Origin of the sequence: Streptomyces sp. NPDC002602 (assembly GCF_042889445.1) — a bacterium.
GTDB lineage: Bacteria > Actinomycetota > Actinomycetes > Streptomycetales > Streptomycetaceae > Streptomyces.
Genome location: NZ_JBIAQX010000010.1, coordinates 251713 through 268065 on the forward strand (window position 1 = coordinate 251713; position 16353 = coordinate 268065).

The 16353-nt window shown below is 72.4% G+C and carries 16 protein-coding genes; 8 read left to right on the forward strand and 8 right to left on the reverse strand.

Annotated elements, in window-relative coordinates:
• Positions 1 to 124 precede the first annotated feature (124 nt).
• Entirely contained in the window at positions 125 to 2896 is a 2772-nt protein-coding gene (locus ACFYW3_RS25355) for an AAA family ATPase (RefSeq protein ID WP_389387415.1), read from the forward strand.
• On the opposite strand, the gene ACFYW3_RS25360 is transcribed toward ACFYW3_RS25355, so the two are convergent.
• From ACFYW3_RS25360 to ACFYW3_RS25370, 3 genes are all read right to left on the reverse strand, one after another.
• The gene (locus ACFYW3_RS25360) at positions 2891 to 3889 is read right to left on the reverse strand and encodes a GNAT family N-acetyltransferase (RefSeq protein WP_389387416.1); all 999 of its coding nucleotides are present in this window, start codon (positions 3887 to 3889) and stop codon (positions 2891 to 2893) included. The genes ACFYW3_RS25355 and ACFYW3_RS25360 overlap by 6 nt on opposite strands.
• A gap of 8 nt (positions 3890 to 3897) precedes the next feature.
• Positions 3898 to 4482, reverse strand: a complete 585-nt coding sequence (locus ACFYW3_RS25365) for a dihydrofolate reductase family protein (protein ID WP_351756378.1) — start codon at positions 4480 to 4482, stop codon at positions 3898 to 3900.
• A 254-nt stretch (positions 4483 to 4736) separates the two neighbouring features.
• Complete coding sequence (locus tag ACFYW3_RS25370) at positions 4737 to 5474, reverse strand: class I SAM-dependent methyltransferase (RefSeq protein ID WP_389387417.1); 738 nt, start codon at positions 5472 to 5474, stop codon at positions 4737 to 4739.
• A gap of 264 nt (positions 5475 to 5738) precedes the next feature.
• Between ACFYW3_RS25370 and ACFYW3_RS25375 the strand changes: the two genes are divergently transcribed.
• Complete coding sequence (locus ACFYW3_RS25375) at positions 5739 to 6080, forward strand: hypothetical protein (RefSeq protein WP_351756384.1); 342 nt, start codon at positions 5739 to 5741, stop codon at positions 6078 to 6080.
• A 28-nt stretch (positions 6081 to 6108) separates the two neighbouring features.
• On the opposite strand, the gene ACFYW3_RS25380 is transcribed toward ACFYW3_RS25375, so the two are convergent.
• The gene (locus ACFYW3_RS25380; RefSeq protein ID WP_389387418.1) at positions 6109 to 6696 is read right to left on the reverse strand and encodes a pyridoxamine 5'-phosphate oxidase family protein; all 588 of its coding nucleotides are present in this window, start codon (positions 6694 to 6696) and stop codon (positions 6109 to 6111) included.
• Positions 6697 to 7103: 407 nt separating this feature from the next.
• On the opposite strand from ACFYW3_RS25380, the gene ACFYW3_RS25385 reads away from it, so the two are divergent.
• Together ACFYW3_RS25385 and ACFYW3_RS25390 are read left to right on the forward strand one after the other, a co-directional pair.
• Positions 7104 to 7718: a helix-turn-helix domain-containing protein gene (locus tag ACFYW3_RS25385; RefSeq protein ID WP_389387419.1), complete on the forward strand. Its 615-nt coding sequence runs from the start codon at positions 7104 to 7106 to the stop codon at positions 7716 to 7718.
• 99 nt (positions 7719 to 7817) lie between these two features.
• A complete protein-coding gene (locus tag ACFYW3_RS25390; protein WP_389387420.1) occupies positions 7818 to 8789 on the forward strand; it encodes a class I SAM-dependent methyltransferase in 972 nt (323 codons plus the stop codon).
• Positions 8790 to 8795: 6 nt separating this feature from the next.
• Here ACFYW3_RS25390 and ACFYW3_RS25395 read toward each other — a convergent pair whose 3' ends face one another.
• A complete protein-coding gene (locus tag ACFYW3_RS25395; RefSeq protein WP_389387421.1) occupies positions 8796 to 8924 on the reverse strand; it encodes a hypothetical protein in 129 nt (42 codons plus the stop codon).
• Positions 8925 to 9837: 913 nt separating this feature from the next.
• Between ACFYW3_RS25395 and ACFYW3_RS25400 the strand changes: the two genes are divergently transcribed.
• Entirely contained in the window at positions 9838 to 11118 is a 1281-nt protein-coding gene (locus ACFYW3_RS25400) for a DUF2254 domain-containing protein (protein ID WP_389387422.1), read from the forward strand.
• Positions 11119 to 11576: 458 nt separating this feature from the next.
• Here ACFYW3_RS25400 and ACFYW3_RS25405 read toward each other — a convergent pair whose 3' ends face one another.
• The gene (locus tag ACFYW3_RS25405) at positions 11577 to 12005 is read right to left on the reverse strand and encodes a hypothetical protein (RefSeq protein ID WP_389387423.1); all 429 of its coding nucleotides are present in this window, start codon (positions 12003 to 12005) and stop codon (positions 11577 to 11579) included.
• Positions 12006 to 12342: 337 nt separating this feature from the next.
• On the opposite strand from ACFYW3_RS25405, the gene ACFYW3_RS25410 reads away from it, so the two are divergent.
• Positions 12343 to 13074, forward strand: coding sequence for a hypothetical protein (locus tag ACFYW3_RS25410; protein ID WP_389387424.1), 732 nt, complete (start codon positions 12343 to 12345; stop codon positions 13072 to 13074).
• Between the two features lie 173 nt (positions 13075 to 13247).
• Here the strand turns inward: ACFYW3_RS25410 and ACFYW3_RS25415 are convergent, their stop codons facing one another.
• On the reverse strand, positions 13248 to 13988 hold the full coding sequence (locus ACFYW3_RS25415) for a class I SAM-dependent methyltransferase (RefSeq protein WP_351756405.1): 741 nt from the start codon (positions 13986 to 13988) through the stop codon (positions 13248 to 13250).
• A 674-nt stretch (positions 13989 to 14662) separates the two neighbouring features.
• Here ACFYW3_RS25415 and ACFYW3_RS25420 point away from each other — a divergent pair.
• Entirely contained in the window at positions 14663 to 15214 is a 552-nt protein-coding gene (locus ACFYW3_RS25420) for a hypothetical protein (RefSeq protein WP_389387425.1), read from the forward strand.
• A gap of 85 nt (positions 15215 to 15299) precedes the next feature.
• Here ACFYW3_RS25420 and ACFYW3_RS25425 read toward each other — a convergent pair whose 3' ends face one another.
• Positions 15300 to 15473 (reverse strand): CsbD family protein, encoded by a 174-nt coding sequence (locus ACFYW3_RS25425; protein ID WP_351756411.1) that lies wholly within the window; start codon positions 15471 to 15473, stop codon positions 15300 to 15302.
• A gap of 239 nt (positions 15474 to 15712) precedes the next feature.
• Between ACFYW3_RS25425 and ACFYW3_RS25430 the strand changes: the two genes are divergently transcribed.
• The gene (locus ACFYW3_RS25430; protein WP_053676175.1) at positions 15713 to 15874 is read left to right on the forward strand and encodes a hypothetical protein; all 162 of its coding nucleotides are present in this window, start codon (positions 15713 to 15715) and stop codon (positions 15872 to 15874) included.
• The last annotated feature ends 479 nt before the right edge of the window (positions 15875 to 16353 follow it).

A 16353-nucleotide genomic window follows, 5' to 3' on the forward strand; every position in this document is an offset into this window, starting at 1 on the left:
GACCGCCGGGCGGAACGCCTGACCAGCGACAATGGCTGCCACACCCCGGGCGGAGAATCCACGGGTACAGGCAACACGGGTACAGGCGACACGGGTACAGGCAACTCAGGAACAGGGGCACATCGTGCGGGGGCGGAACGCGGAACGGGACCGGATCGAGCAGTTGCTCGTGGACGCGCGTCAGGGCAAGAGCGGCGCCCTGCTGCTCCACGGGGAGGCGGGAATCGGCAAGACCGCGCTGCTCGACCACGCCGCCGGCCGGGCGGACGGGACGCGCGTACTGCGCGTCGAGGGCATCGAGTCGGAGATGGAACTGGCCTTCGGCGGCCTCCACCAGTTGTTCCTGCCCGTACTGGACCTCGTCGACGGCCTGCCGCAACCGCAGGCCGCAGCCCTGCGGGCCGTCTTCGGGCTGACCGCGGACGGCGTCCGCGACCGCTTCACCTTGGGCCTCGCGGTGCTCACGACGCTGTCGGAGGCCGCGGCCGACGGCCCGCTGCTGTGCCTGGTCGACGACGCGCAATGGCTCGACCAGCCGTCGGTGGACATGCTGACGTTCGCCGCGCGCCGACTGCGGGCGGAGGGCGTCGTGATGCTCTTCGCGGTCCGCGACGGGGCGCCCGGCGCCGCCGTGACGGGACTGCCCCGGCTGCACGTCGAAGGCCTCGAACGCGCGGTCGCCGCAGAGTTGTTGCCCGGCCTGTCGCCGTACGTGGCGGACCGGGTCATCGAGGAGGCCCGCGGCAACCCGCTCGCCCTGATCGAGCTGTCGGCCGCGCTCACCCCGGCCCAGCGCGCCGGTCGGCTGGGCCCGTTGGCGCTCCCCGAGGAGGGCGCCGGATCGCCGAGCCGGATCCAGGACGGCTTCCTGGATCAGATCCGAGGGCTTCCCGAAGCGTCGCAGGCGGTCCTGTTGGTGGCCGCCGCCGACGACTCCGGGGACCTCGCCGTGGTGCTGCGGGCCGCGCGACCGCTCGGCGCGGCGGTCGAGGACCTCGAACCCGCCGAGCGCGCCGGGTTCGTGCGGGTGTCCGGGGCGATGGTGCGCTTCCGCCATCCGCTGGTGCGGTACGCCGCCTACCAGGGCGCCCCGCTCGTCCGGCGCATCGCCGCCCACCGGGCGTTGGCGCGTGCGCTGGGCGACGCCGGGCAGGCGCACCGGCGGGCCTGGCACCTGGCCGCCGCGTCGACGGGCCCCGACGAGCGGGTCGCCGAGGAACTGGAACGGGTCGCCGAGTGGGCCGGGAGCCGGCAGGCCATGGCGTCCGCGTCCGCGGCCTACGAGCGGGCCGCCCAGCTCACCGCGGAACCCGGACCCCGTGCGCGCCGCCTGGTCCGGGCCGCCCAGCGGGCCGCCGACGCCGGACAGGACGAGCGCTGCGGCGCGCTCGCCGACCAGGTGCCGCTGCCGCTGGAGGACCCCGGCGTGGCGGCGGACTTCGCGCGCGCCCGGGCGGTCGTCGAACTCGGCTTCCGCAGACCGGAGAAGGCCGCCCGGATCCTGCTCGACAGCGCGGACCTGACCGGCAGCGACCGCCCCGACACCGTCGCCTCGCTGCTGACCGACGCGGTCCACGCCGCCTTCTCCGCGGGCGATGCCACGCTGATCGAGGAGATCGCGTCCCGCGCCCCGGACCTGCCGGTACTGGCCGTGCCCGCCCGGCTGTTCGGCGGCGACGTACCCGGCGCGCTCGACGCGCTGCGCGCGCTCGTCCAGGACTGCCGGGATCCGGACACCGGCGTCATGGACCGGCTGATGACCGGGATCCACTGTCAGTTGATCGGCGACCACGTGGCCGCGCGGGAGGCCGCTGCCGGAGCCGTCGCCCACTGCCGGGAACAGGGCATCGGCGGATGGCTGCCCACCACGCTCCACCTGCTGGCGCAGACGGAACTGGCGCTCGGCCGCCACGACGAGGCGTCCGCGCACGCCGCGGAGGGGCTCCGGCTCGCCGAGTACCACGACCTGGCGCACCGGGCCGCCCACCTGCGGGCCGCGCTGGCGATGACGGCGGCCGTACGGGGCGAGGAGGAGCAGGGCCGCGCCCTGGCGGCCGAGGCCCTGGCGTACACACGACCGCGCGGGGTGGGGCGGGGCACGATGGACGCCCTGTGGGCGCTGGGCGTGCTCGAACTCGGCCTGGGACGCGCGGAGGCGGCGCTGGAACCCCTGGAGTCGGCTCTGCGCCCCCTGGAGTGCGCGCCGCGACATCCGGGTTCGGTGCCGGAGCCCGCGTCGCGACCACTCGACTCGGCGCCGCGCGAGACGGCCGGCCCGCCGCTCTGCCTGCCCCTGCTGGCAGACCTCGTCGAGGCGGCCGGTCGTGCCGGGCGCCCGGAGCGGGCGACGGAACCGGCACGGCTGCTCGGGGAATGGGCCACCGCCCTGGGACATCCGGCCCTGTCCGCCCTGGCTCGCCGCTGCCAGGCGCTGACCGGCCCCGACAGTACGGCCGAGGAACACTTCACCGCGGCGTTGGCCCTCCACGAGAACGGCAGCGACTACGACCGGGCCCGCACCGCGCTGCTCTACGGGGAATGGCTGCGCCGCCTGCGCCGCCAGATCGACGCCCGGGACCAACTGCGCGCCGCGCTGGAGGCCTTCGAGCGGCTCGGTGCCCACCCCTGGGCCGGCCGCGCCCGGGCGGAGCTGGGAGCCGCCGGCGGGGAGACCGGGCTGACCGTTCGCGAGGACGGCCCGATCAGCCTGCTGAGCCCGCAGGAACGCGAGGTCGTCCGGCTCGCGGCGGCCGGTGCGAGCAACCGGGAGATCGCCGCGCGACTGTTCCTGAGCCCCCGCACGGTCGGGCACCACCTCTACCGCGCGTTCCCCAAACTGGGCGTCGGCTCCCGCACCGAACTGGCCTCGTTGCTGGCCCCGGTACACGACTCATGAGGCCGTGACCGACTCCCCCCGGGAACCGTCCGGAGCCCCCGACGTCATCTCCGAGGCCTCCGGCACCGAGTAGATCATCCGGGTCTGGACGGTCCGGTAGCCCGCCCGGGCGAAGGCGGCGGCCATCGGCGCGTTGTCGGTGTCCGTGGTGGCCGTGATCAGCTCGGCGCCCGCCTCCACCTGCACCCGGGTGATCTCGGCGAGTACGTCGTCGACGTACCCCTGCCCCCGCAGTTCGGGGACGACGCCCAGGTAGCCGACGTTGCGGTTGTACGGCGTCGCCGAGGGGAGCGCCAGCCCGGCGACCCTCCCGTCGGGAGTGCGCGCCAGCCGCCACCACGAACGCTCGCCCGGACACCCGAGGTAGAAGTCCACCTCCTCGCGGGCGGTGGCCTCGGCTCCCATGGACGCGAGGTTGCGGCGCGTCTCGCCGTCGAGGCTGCCCACCGCGATCCGCCGGAACACGTCGAGGAACTCCTCGTCCGAGCCCTCGGTGAAGGCGAGGCGCCCGCTGGAGACCGGGAGCCCGGCGTCGGGGGTCCACTCCAGGCGCAGCCGCTCCACCTGGTCGGTGAGCCCGGCCGCCCGTGCGGCCTCCTGCCGCCAGTCCAGGGCGGCGACGACGGCCGGGTCCTGACGCCACCCGGTCGGCAGTGTCAGGTTGTACAGCGGGGGCTTGGTCGCACCCTGTTCGGCGAAGGCCCGCAGTCCCGCCGTGATCAGTTCGGCCCCGACCGCCGCGCGGTCGGGAACCGAGGGGTCGACGTACAGGCAGTCCAGGGCGAGCGGGTGCTCACCGTCCGCGTGGCCCCACCACAGGGCGCGGGCCAGAACCCGGTCGCCGTCCTCGGCGATCCAGGTCCACTCCGGTCGGTACATGCCCTCCTTCAGTTCTTCGAGGTAGCGGTCGGCGGGAATCCAGCCGACGGGTTCGTCGACGGTCACGGCGGTGACGCGGTCGAGGTCGGTCTCGGTCGTGGAACGAAACAACATGCGTGTGCTCACTTCTGAGGTGTCGAGGAGGTCGAGTAGGTGGTGATGGTCGCGCCGGTGTTGAAGACGCGGGAGTCGGTCAGCGTGAAACCCGTCGGGAGGAACGGCGCGCGGAAGAGCGGGACCCCGGATCCGATGACGACCGGGTAGCGCTTGATGATCAGTTCGTCGATCTCTTCCAACAGTTGCCCGGCCAGGTCCGCGCCGCCGCACAGCCAGATGCCCGCCCCGTCCCGCCGCTTCAGGTCGCGGACGAACGCCACCGGGTCCGTGGACACGATCTCCACGGCGGGGTCGAGTCGGGACAGGGTGCGGGAGAAGACGTACTGGGTGAGGTGCGGGTAGGGACTGGTGACGCCGACCGCGAGACCGGGCTCATAGGTGCCCCGGCCCATCAGGACCGTGTCGAAGCGCTGGTTGGGGACCCCCTCGATGCCCAACGGCCCCCGACCCTGCACGGGGATGGTCTCGGGGTACTCGGCCAGCAGCGCGGCGGCGAGGTCCCCCTCGAAGGGGAGGAAGTCGAACTGGCCGTCCGGGCCCGCGATGAAACCGTCGAGGGTGGTGCCGACGTAGTAGGTGAGTCGACGCACGTGGACCTGCTTTCGAAACGGTGGGGTGATGTCACTGACGTTAGGTCGGCCGCCCCGTGACCGGCATCGGTCACCCCGACGTAATGTGACCGGCCACCGGCGCGCGGGCACCGGCCACCGCCCACCAGCCCGCGGGCGCACCGGCCACCGCCCACCAGCCCGCGGGCGCACCGGCCACCGGCCACCGGCGCGCGGGCACGGGTCGACGCGGCCGGGCGGTGGGGGAGCGGCGCCGTCCTGTGTCCCCCGACGTGCTATCGCTCGTCGAGGCGACGGGCGAGGTGGACGGTGAGGTCGGCCGCGATCCCGACCCGCTCCGGCAGGACCCGCGCGATCCGGTCGAACACCTGCTTGCGCGCCGCGGCCGGCAGGACGAGATAGGCCGAGATCGTCGAGAGATGACCGACGTAGTCGCGCGCGCTGATCGTCAGGTTCCGTTCGATCAGCGACTGTTGGACATCGGTGAACCACTCGGACCGTTGGAGTTCCGTACCCGGCCACTGCATGGTGTGCTCCGGCGGTGTCCCGTCCGGGGAGGGGACTTCGTCGCTCTCCAGGAACGGCGCCCGCACCGCGCGAACGGCCTCTTCCACGGCCGGGTCGGCCAGTCGGAACGGTCCACCGAACGAGGCGAACACGCCGCCCGGCTCCAGCAACCCGGCCACCCGCGACCACCGCGCCTCCGGGTTCGTCCAGTGCAGCGCCGCCGCCGCGTAGACCAGCCCGTACCTCTCGCCCGAGCGCACGTCCTCGAACGCCGCCCGCACCGTCCTGACGTGCGCCGGTACGTGCTCGCGCAGCTCGGCGAGCATGGCCCCGTCAGGCTCGGTCGCGGTGACCTCGACCCCCCGTCGGGCGAAGAGACGGGTCGCCTTGCCCGTCCCGGCGCCGATTTCCAGCGCGGTCCGGAGCGGATGACCCGCGTACGCCGCGACCATGTCGAACAGCCGGTCTGGATACCCCGGCCGGAACCGTTCGTAGGCTTCCGCCATTGCTCCGAAACTCAGTGCGCGACCGGACATGCCGAGCATCCTGACACGACCCGCGCCCCGAGCGCCGGGCAACTCCGCCCGGGGCGCGGTGAGTCCCGCTACCCGGCGATGCGGTAACAGGGCCCCCGGGGACGGCCGCGATGACGGATGCTGAGGTCGAACGAGCCACTGGCAGGACGTGTCGTGTGTCCTGCTGTTCCCACCGACCCACCGACCCACCGACCCACCGACCCACCGACCCACCGATCGTCAGGAGTGAGGCCCGTGCCGCCGAAACGTGACCGCGCCATTGCGCGGGTCCTTGTCCTCGTGGCCGTGGTGGTGCTCGCCCTCACCGGTGTGCTCTTTCACCAGGGCAGGACGCCGGGACTCTACCCCGAACGCAGTTGGGGCCCGTGGAAGAGCGAAACGATGGGCGCCTGGTCGACGCATGTGCGCACCAACTCCTGGGTGCACGCCGCCCAGGCCCGTATCCACTACGGCAAGGCCGAGGACGTCGACCTCGACGCGTACGGCGAAACAGCCCGCAAAACGAGCGGGATGTTCCCCACCGACTTCACCCTCACACCCGACGGCAGACTCACGGCGAGGCAACCGCAACCATGACCCCCGGCGGGCCCGCGCTCGCCGGGGCTCAGAACGTCCACCGCGTGTGCGTGTACAGCCCGTCGTCCCGACCGAAGCCGTACGCGGTGTCCGGGGCCACCGCGAACACCACCGCGTGCCCCGCCCGGAAGGCGTCCCCGATGCCGTGGAAGGTGCCCTCGGGCGAGGTGATGTGTGCCCCGTACTTCGCCTCGTACGCCGCGATCACCTCCTCCAGCACCGCCGGATCGGCAACCTGCTTCGCCACGCCCTCGACCACGAGGTCGAGCCCCTCGGTGAGCGAGTTCCCCCCGGTGGTCAGGGCGCAGTGGCCGTCCCGGGCGAGGTTCCTCGCCTTCTGCTCGCCCGGGCCGGTCGAGAAGTACAACACCCCGTCGTGCCAGGCGGCGATCACGGGAGTGACGTGGAGCCGGCCCTCGGGTCGCATCGTGGAAACCCAGAAGATCTCGGCGGTCTCCAACTGCTGCTGCGCGTCGGCCCATTCGGTGGCGGTGACGTCCTCGGCGCCCGGGCGGGGATTGAGCGCGGAGCTGTAGCGCCCGTCGAGCTCGGTCGTGGGTGCGGGCGTGGGTGTGGGTGTGGGCGTGGTTCGATCGGCGGGTTCCTGAGTGGGCATGGCACCTCTCCTTCGTTGTCCCGCACAACGACCGGCCGCCCGCGCGGACATCACCGCCACACCGCTCCGTACCCGTCCGTACGCCCGATGGCGGTCGAACGGCCGCGGCCCGGAGCGCCGGCCGACCGCGTTCGTACCGCGCCTCTTCGACACCGCCGAACCGGTCGGCGCCTTCGCCTGGTGCTGTGACCCTGACAACCCCCACCACTGGCCGGCCGCGCTGGCCCGCCTCGCCGCCGCGAGCCGGCTCACGCCCCGCATGCTCGCCGAGATGTCGACGAGGTCCAGGTCCCCTCGGGTGAAGCCCGCTCGGCGGCGGCGCGACGACCGAGAACACGTGGGCGAGAGCGTCGGCCAGGCCGTCACATCGTGCGCGCGCCTTGCGGAAGGGGCATACCATCTTGCCCATGACGCAAGACGACGGGGAACTGGACAGCCTGGTCCGCCAACGCGTCCGCGCGCTGCGCGTGGCGCAGGGCTGGTCCCTGGAGGAGCTCGCGGCGCGCGCCAACCTCAGCCAGTCGACCCTCAGTCGCATCGAGAACGGGCAGCGACGCCTCGCCCTGGACCAGTTGGTCATCCTCGCCCGCGCCCTGGACACCACCTTGGACCAGCTGGTCGAGAACGCCACGGACGACGTGATCTCCAGCCCGGTGATCGACGGCGCCCACGGGCTGATGCGCTGGCCCGTCAAGGCCGACCCGGGCATGACCGTGGTACGCCAACGCATGACCGAACCGCCCCCGGACAACCCCTCGCGCCTGCGCGCCCACCCCGGCCGCGAGTGGCTCGTCGTCCTGTCCGGTACCGCGATCCTGCTGCTGGGCAATCGGCGCTACCGGATCGAGACCAACCAGGCCGCGGAGTTCCCCACCATGCTTCCCCACTCCATCGGCACCGCGGGCGGCCCGTGCGAGATCATGGGCATCTTCGACCGCGACGCCCGACGCGGCCATCAGCGAGCCGGCGAACGCATCCCCCGAGGCCAGGAGGCCGAACGCCAGGACCGCCCATCGGCGTGAGAGCCGGACGTTTGCGGTTTCGGCAGGCCACGCGGTCCATGGCTTGCGCATCCGGCAAGACTTCATGCCGATGACGCATGCTCCCCTTACGTTGGCCGCATGACGCACCACTCGCACCCCCACGCCCGGGCCGGCCACGAATCCACCCCCGCCTCCACCCCCCATCCCACCCCCCAACCCACCCACGATCACGATCACGATCACGCGGAGATCCTCGACCTGGACGCGGACGTCCTCGCCGAGCATCTCGCGTCCATCACCGCGTGGCTGCCGGTCGATGCCGCTCCCCGGCACGTCGTGGACCTGGGGTGCGGAACCGGTGCGGGCACTCTCGCCCTGCTCGCACGCTTCCCCGAGGCGCAGGTCACCGCGGTCGACTCCTCGGCCGCCCACCTGAAGCGTCTGCGGGAGAAGGCCGGCGCCGGCGGGATGGCCGGCCGCGTGCGCACCGTCCTGGCCGACCTCGACACGCACTGGCCCGACCTGTCCGGCCGCGACCCGGCCAGTTCTGATCCGTCCCACCCCGACCTGGACCGGACCGACCCGGCCAGGCTCGAACCGAACCGCCCCGAACTGGTATGGGCGTCCGCGTCCCTGCACCACATGGCCGACCCCCGACGCACCCTGCGTCAGGTCCACGACAGCCTGGCGCCCGGCGGCCTGTTCGCCGTCGTCGAACTGGCGGGCTTCCCCCGGTTCCTGCCCGCGGACGCCCCGGAAGACCGCCCCGGCCTGGAGGAACGTTGCCACGAAGCGAGTGAACGCCGCCACGACAGCCGGCTCCCGCACCGCGGCGCCGACTGGGGACCCATGCTCACGGCCGCCGGATTCGACGTCGAAGCCGAGCGGACGATCACGGTGGACATCAAGGCCTCCCCCTCCAACGCGGTCGGCCACTACGCCCTGAGCAGCCTGCGGCGCGTACGCGCCGCCGTCGGCGACCACCTGTCGCCCGAGGACCTCGCCGCACTCGACCGGCTCCTGGACACCACGGGTGCGCACGGCATCCTGCACCGGTCCGACCTGGCCGTCCGCACCCGCCGCACCGTCTGGGCCGCCCGCCGAACCTGAAAGCCATCACCCCGTCGAGACGCGCACGCGCAGGAACACGCGCACGCGGACGCGCACGCGCAGGAACACGCGCACGCGGACGCGCACGCGCAGGGACACGCGCACGCGGAAGCGCACGCGCAGGAACACGCGCACGCGAACACGCAGCCCTCGCCGCACCGCTACAGGGAGCGGGCGGCGCCTCCGTCGATGCGGATGTGCGGTGCGCGTATCCCGGCGCCGTCCGCGCAGTTCAGGGGGCGCGAATGAAGAAACGTTACGACCGCTCGACCGTTCGGGTGTCGCCCTAAAGGTTGAACCCGGTACGGCTGTCCAGGCTTCGTGCTGACGCCTCGGAACCGGCCGGCCGGCGGTCCCGAGCACATCAACCGGCGGGGAGCCGGGAGCAACGGCGCGACGCCCGAGCCAGGGCCGCACGGCCGGGCCCCGCGCCGGCTCCCTTCGCGCCGGCTCCCTTCGTGCCGGCTCCCTTCGTGCCGGCCCCTTCGTACCGGCCCCGTGCCGGCCCCGTGCCGCCTCTTTCGTACCGTCCCCGTGCCGGTCCCTTCGTGCCGGCTTCGGCACCGGCTCGCGTACCGGCTCGCGTACCGGATCCGCACCGGCTCCCGCACGGCTCCTGACCAGCCGTCAGTCCCGTGCCCGTCGCGGCCTCCGAAAGAGACGGCCTAGCGTGCCCGGCGCGCGAGACCGCTCGGATCACCCGCGGTTCGAGCGGAAGGTCCTTGGTGACGCCGCGTCGTTGTGGGATCGTGCCGGGCTGAAGCCCTTCGTGCCGTCCGGCCGGAACAGCGCCGCTGTCCGGCCGCCGGACACGACGCGTTCACCACCGCCCGGCTCGCCCGGTGTCCTGCCTGATGCTCCGGTGCCGTGCGGGGCGGGCGCCCGAACCGAACGCCGCACGCCGCACGCCCGTGCACGCCGGCACCGGCACCGGCACGGCACCGCTCCGCCACGGGCGGCCGGGCGCGGTGCCCGGCGCGGTGTCCGGCGCGGTGCACGGCGCGGGCCGTGAGCGACCACCGTGAGACACGACCCTGGAGGAGGCCGGATGCCCGGCTCTGCTGACGGCCCCGCCCACCCCGGCGCACGCGAAGGCCGTCGGCGCCGCGTGCCGTACAGGCGGCCGGCGAACGCCCTGCGCCGCGACCTGGCCCAACTGTTCTGCGCCGTCGTCGGGCTGGTACTGGGCCTGGTCGCCCCCCTCATCACGCTGGGACCGCAGGTGGCCGCGGGGCGGGTGGTCAGCGTCCTGTTCACCATCGGCTTCGGTGTCGTCAGCCTGGTGAGCATCATCTACTCGATGTTGTTCCTGGTCGTGCAGTTCTCCTCGACCATGTTCACTCCGCGCCTGGGCCTGTTCCGCGACGAGCCGATCGTCTGGCGCGCCTTCGCCTTCACCGTCGGTGTGTTCGTCTTCTGCGTCACCTCGGGCCTGGCCATCGGCAACCATGACAGCGTCTCCGCCTTCGTTCCCTGCGTCGCCATGGTCCTCACGCTGATCGCGCTCGGCCTGATGAGGTCGCTCCAGATGAGGGCGTTCAACTCCATCCAACTCGGTCACTCGCTGACCGCCATCGCCACCCGCGCGCACGATGTGTACGACGGCCTGTACCCACGCCCCTACGACCCGGACGCGCCCCCCGCCCGCCCGGACCGGGACCCCCTCCCGCGGCCGTCGGACACCGGCGCGGGCCGTACGGTGGTCCGCTGGACGGGACCGCCGGCCGTGCTCCAGCGGATCGACATGCGCACCCTCGTGGGCCTGGCCCGTGACCACGACTCCGAGGTCGCCTTTCACGTGGCCCCGGGCGCGACCCTGACGGCCGGCACGGTGCTCGCCGAGGTGACGGCGGACGGCCCGACGGGAGAGGCGCTGCGCGCGGCCCTGACGGCGGGGGTCGAGCGGAGCTTCGTCCAAGACCCCGAACTGCCGTTCCGGCTCCTCGCCGACATCGCGCTGCGCGCCCTGTCCCCGGCGGTGAACGATCCGGCCACGGCGGTGGAGGCCCTGGACCGGCTCGAAGACCTGTTGACCCGCCTCGCCGACCGGGACCTGGAGATCGGCGGGTTCGACGACCCCGCCGGACGGCTGAGGGTGAGCGTCCCGGTGCCCGACTGGGACCGCTACGTCCGCACCGCCGTCGACGACGTGGTCTTCGCCGCCGCCGGCTCCCCGATGGCCCTGCGCAGAATGCGCGACCTGCTGCGCGGGCTGGCGGAGCGGGCCCCCGAGCGCAGGCGCGCCGTCCTGCACGACCGGCTCCGGTGGGTCGAGACAACCGGCCGCGAGGCGTACCCGCTCGTGTGGACCCCCGCCGAAGCCTCCTGAACCAATCGACGGCCGCTCCCACCGCTGTTGCCCGGCCCACTGCGCCGCCCGCACTTCCCCCTCCGGGAAGGCCCCCGGCGGCGTGTCGTGGTGCGGCGGGAACGTCCACCCGCCTGCCTGCCGGGGACAACAGCTCCCACTGACCGTCCCGGTGGGGCCGGCCGCCCCGTGTCGTCCGGGCCGCCACCACCGCGGAACCGTCTGCCCCACGCCGGATCGATCCGGTGCAGGGCGTCGGCCACCTCCTCCAGGCTGCCGCCGCGCCGACCGGTTCAGCGCTCGGCCACCGTCCGCGAGCGGGCGCGCACGGCGACGTGCGGCCCGGGGCGACGAGTCGTACTCCTTCGCCCCGGAGCCGGAAACGGGCGGCCGACCCGACGCCCGGTCAGAGACGGATGACGGGCGGGCCGTCCCGCGTCGGCCGGCCGGACGTCTGGGTCACCGCCGCGGTGCCGTCGTCAGCACTTGAGGCGGGTGGTCGCGGCGCTCGTGGCCTCGTCCAGCTTCTGGATCTGCGGCTGGAGCTGGGTCATCGCGTTCTGGCCCGTGGTGTCGCCCGGCAGTGACTCGTACGACTTCTTCAGGTCCTCTGCGGCGCTCTTGACGGCCGAGGCCTCGGCCTCCTTGAGCTGCTTCGTGTTCTCCTTGACGCTGTTCCAGCCGTCCTGGACGGACTGGACGGCATCCTTGATCTGGTCCTTGGTCGCGGACGACGGGTTGAGCGCTTTGAGCTTGGCGTTGTCGGCCTTGAGTCCGGTGAGATCGCTGCACAGCTCACTCGCGGCCTTGGTGGCCTCCTCCGCGGGGGAGCTGCTGTCGTCGGAGCAGGCGGTGAGACCGAAGACCGCGGTGGCGCAGAGCACGCCGATCACGGGAAGACGCTTCATGGGAACTCCTCAAGCGAGATGGCGCCGGTACGGATCCACACGGAACCCATCACCACATACACACGCGAGAACACCTTCCGCACCCGGACACTCGCCCATTCGGCTCCCGCACGGACCCCATGTGGTCCGGCCCGGCGGGCCCGACCCCGGCGCGAGCGGAGGGTCGGCCGGGATCCGCACCGGGGGACTGATCGTGACGCCCCGATCGTCCCCGCTCTGCGGCATGATGACCGCCGTGAACACCGAGGGGAGCACAGCCCGGGTGTCGGACGTTGGACCGTCGAAGGGAACGATCTCGTTGGACACACCGCACCACCCGAACGATGAGGAGGACCCGATGAGCACGGCCGATGAGGGACGGCAGTGGCCGGACGAGGCCAGTGTCGACAACGCGAGGACGATGCTGCTGCAGCTCCTCGCGCGGGCGGGGGTCCCTTCCGGCGACGCACGGGAACTGATCGGGCTCCTGGAGGCGGGCGCGCTGGCCCTCGCGCACGAGGAGCTGAGCGGCACCGGCCGCAGCGCGCCGGGGGACAAGGGCGAGATGTACGAGTCCGGCTGGCTCGACGGCGCCCGGGACCTCCTGGAGGAACTCGGCGACGTGGCCGAGCGGACCCTGCTCCAGGTGGTGGGGCCCGACGGGCTGCCGGCCCAGGCCGAGGAACGTCCACGGCCCGGTCGCATGGAAGTGGAGCGGGCGCGCGTGGCCCTCACCCCTCTGTACCTGTCGTACACCGCGGTGTCCGAGCTGGACCCGGAGGTGACCGACGAGGTGCTCGCCGCCGTGCTCTCCACGATGACCCCCCGCCAGCGGGCCGCGTACGCCGGGCGGCTGACGGCATTCGTGGCGGCCCACCGGCCCCGGCTGGAGAGGCTGTTCGCGGCGTTCGGACCGGGCAGCGCGATCACGGTGCACGGCCGCTACTCGCTCGTCCACTCCGTCACCAGCATCGCGGTACTGGAACGGCTCGTCGCCGCCCCCCAGGGGCTGCGGGAGGAGTGGGACGCCGCGGAGCTGCCGCCCGCCTGGCTGGACGGCCTGACGACCGCCTGGAACGCGCCTGCCTGAGCGGCGCCCCCGGGCGCCGTCACCGACGCCCCGACCCGGCCCGGCCGATGTTCCCGCCACGAAGTCGCGGGCCCCGCCCCGGCCGCTTGTTCGGCCACTCGTTCGGGTGCTTGTTCGGGCGCGTGCTCGGGCACGTCACGAGGGCCGGGCCGGGGCGGATGTGCGCTCGGCGGTCAGGCGCGGCAGCGCAGCATCTCCAGCGGGGGATTGGCGTGGAAGTCCGCCCAGAAGTCCGCACCGAACTCGCGCACCCCGGCATCAGACACCGTCACCGGGACCCAGGTCACGTCGCTGAATCCGGCTGCCCGCAGGCACTTCTCGTAGACCTCCCGACGCGGGAGGTTGGCGACGAACGAGACGGGCGGGTCGAGCAGCGCCGTGGTCCGCACCTGCCGGCCGGTCTCGACCTCCTCACCGGTGAGCTCGGTGTGGAAGCCGTACCTGTCCGGGGGCGGCCCGTCGAAACGGAAATCGGGCGACTGGTTGAGCCCGAAGAATTCGCCGCCGGGCTTCAGGCTCCGGTGCGCATTGCGACACATCCGCTCCGTCGTGGCGATGTCCGGCGCGTAGTTCAGCAGTTGGACCGCCAGGATGACGTCGAAACTCGCATCGAAGGTCCGCAGGTCGGCCACGTCACCGACCTCGTAGCGCACGCCCAGCGGGTCGCTCTCCTCCAACTGCTGTGCCACCGACACCATTTCACCGGAGATGTCGATTCCGAGCACCTCCGAGGCGCCGCGCCGCCTGAACTCCCTGCTGTAGAAGCCCGTGCCGGAAGCCAGGTCGAGGACCGACCTGCCGCGCACGTCCCCGACCATGGCCAGGAAACCGGGCACCACCGCGTACCGCTCCAACGGCAGGGCCTTGAAGCCCTCGTACGCCTCACCGATACCGTCGTACTGTTGCGTGCTCACAGTGCCGTCAACCCCCCCACACCTCGTCATGCGTTCGATCGCGGGCCACCCCCGTACCGGGACGCCCCGCAGCCTCTGGCGGGCAGTCTCGCGCACCCCGGCGGAGCGTCCGTACTGGCAGAAACCACAAGATGCGGGCACCGTCCCGGTCTCACGAACGAACGAACGATCGAACGGACAGGCGACAGGCGGACGGGCGGACGGACGGGCGGACGGGCGGACAGGCGGACAGGCGGACGGACACGGCTCGCCGGCCGTACCGCAGCTACCGTCCCTCGATCAGTGTGCGGGCGGCGGTCAGTCGCCCTCCGGCAGTGTGTGGCGTGCGTCCCCGGCCCCCTTGCGCCCCGCGCCGGGCATCAGCGCACAGGAGAGCGCCGAAGGGCCGAAGGGCGCGCCTCCCGGCTCCGCAGTGCGGCCCTGGAACGCGAAGGTGGCGGTGAGGCCAGGGGCGAAGGCGACCGAGGAGGGTCACAGCCCCGGTGCGACACGGATCAGGTCGGCGGCCGCGCGGAGTCGGCTCCGCGCGGCCAGGCGATCACCGTTGTCACCGGCGGCGCGTCCAGAGCTGTGTCAGGTTCCGCACCTCCGCCCCCGGCCCCTCCGGACAACTGCCGCCAGGACCGGGCCGGCGAGCCATCGCAAGCTCCGGCGGCGCCACTACATTGACCGGCATGGACGCGCGGGGGCGGAACTACGGATATGTGGGCCCGGACGATTTGCGGGCACTGGTTCGACCGGGGCGCGAGGGTCGCCCCGTTCGCTCGGCGGCGGACTTCCACGACTGGGCATCGGCTCTGACGCCCGAGGAACTGGCCGAGCCGTTCACGTTCGTCGTCGATGCCACGGGTGTACTGCGGTTGGCGCCGCGCAGGAGCGAGCACGTGGTGTGTGCCGGCGGAGAAAGGGTTCTGGGCGCCGGGGAGATGAGCTTCCACCAGGAGTCCGGACCATGGGAGGTGGGTGAGGTCACCAACCAGTCGACCGGGTACTGCCCGGACGCCGACTCGTGGCCGGCCGTCGCGCGGGCGCTGGACTCGGCCGGGATCGAGCACCCCGACGGCTTCACCCACGAGGTGGTGTTCCGGCGCTGTCCCGTCTGCCGCCGACTCAACGTCGTACGGGAGGAGGACTTCGTCTGTGTCTTCTGCGACGGGGAACTGCCGCAGGAGTGGAACGTGGGCGTGGGCGCGGGCGCGGACGTTGATGAGGGAGCCCGTCGGTGACCGCGCGGCACAGTGCGGACATGCCGCGGGGCCGGGACCGCAGGTAGCTGCTGTCCCGGCCCCGTGGGCGCGGTGTTTCGGTGGATCAGTGCGTGAAGGTGTCCTTGACCTTCTCCTTGGCCTCGCGGGCATCACCCTTGGCCTGTTCGGCGCGGCCTTCGGCGGTCAGCCGCTCGTTGCCCGTCAGGCGGCCGGCGGTCTCCTTGAGCTTGCCCTTGGCCTGCTCGGCCTTGGCCTCGATCTTCTGCTCACCCGACACGGCTGATCACTCCCTGTGTGTTGGAAAACGTCTTACGGAACCCCTTGTGGCCCGCAAGAACCGTCTCAAACGGGCCGTCCCTCATTTGCATGCCTCATGTACATGCACCGGCACACACGCTCCGGTCGTGCCGGCATCCACGCGGGAATGAGCGCGAGATGAGCACGAGATGAGCACGAGAAAGGGCGAGGTGTGAGACCTGGAATCACGGGCAGTAGGCGCTTCGGAGGTTGATAATCATGGTTCCCCTGCTTCTTGTTCTTCTGCTCGCTCTGATTCTTTTCGGCGCCGGTTTCGCGGTGAAGATCCTTTGGTGGGTCGCGATCGCGGTGTTGGTGTTGTGGCTGGTCGGTTTCGTTGCCCGTCCCAAGGGGGGTAGCGGCCGCTGGTACCGCTGGTAGGCAGCCGGTATCTCACAGTGGTGTGGCGGTGGCCCGTCCCGGTATCGGGACGGGCCACCGCCATGCTGTCGAGTGCCCCGAGAAATTGGTTTCCCCATGTCGGATGAAGTCGGATATCGAGGGCATGAGAACCCTTGCCGGGGCGGTTGCCGCGATGTAGCAGGAACCCGCCTCCAGGGAAGCAGTAGCCGTCCCGGCCCGGCATGGACCTGCGTACACGTGCATCCCGTGTGTCCCGTGCGACGTCCCGCGCATCCCGCGCATCCCGTGTGTCCCGTGCATTCGGCGGTCGTCCCGCCTGGCACTCCTGACACTGCCGATGTTGATGCCGATCCACACACCACGACGAACGTGCTGGAGGGGGGGGGGCCCCCGGGGGGGCCCCCCCCCCCCCGGGGGCGGGGGGGGGGGGCAGTAAGGCCGGCAATTTTATATTCATTGGCCGGGGGGCGGGGCCCCATGGGCGTTGGGGGCGGGCG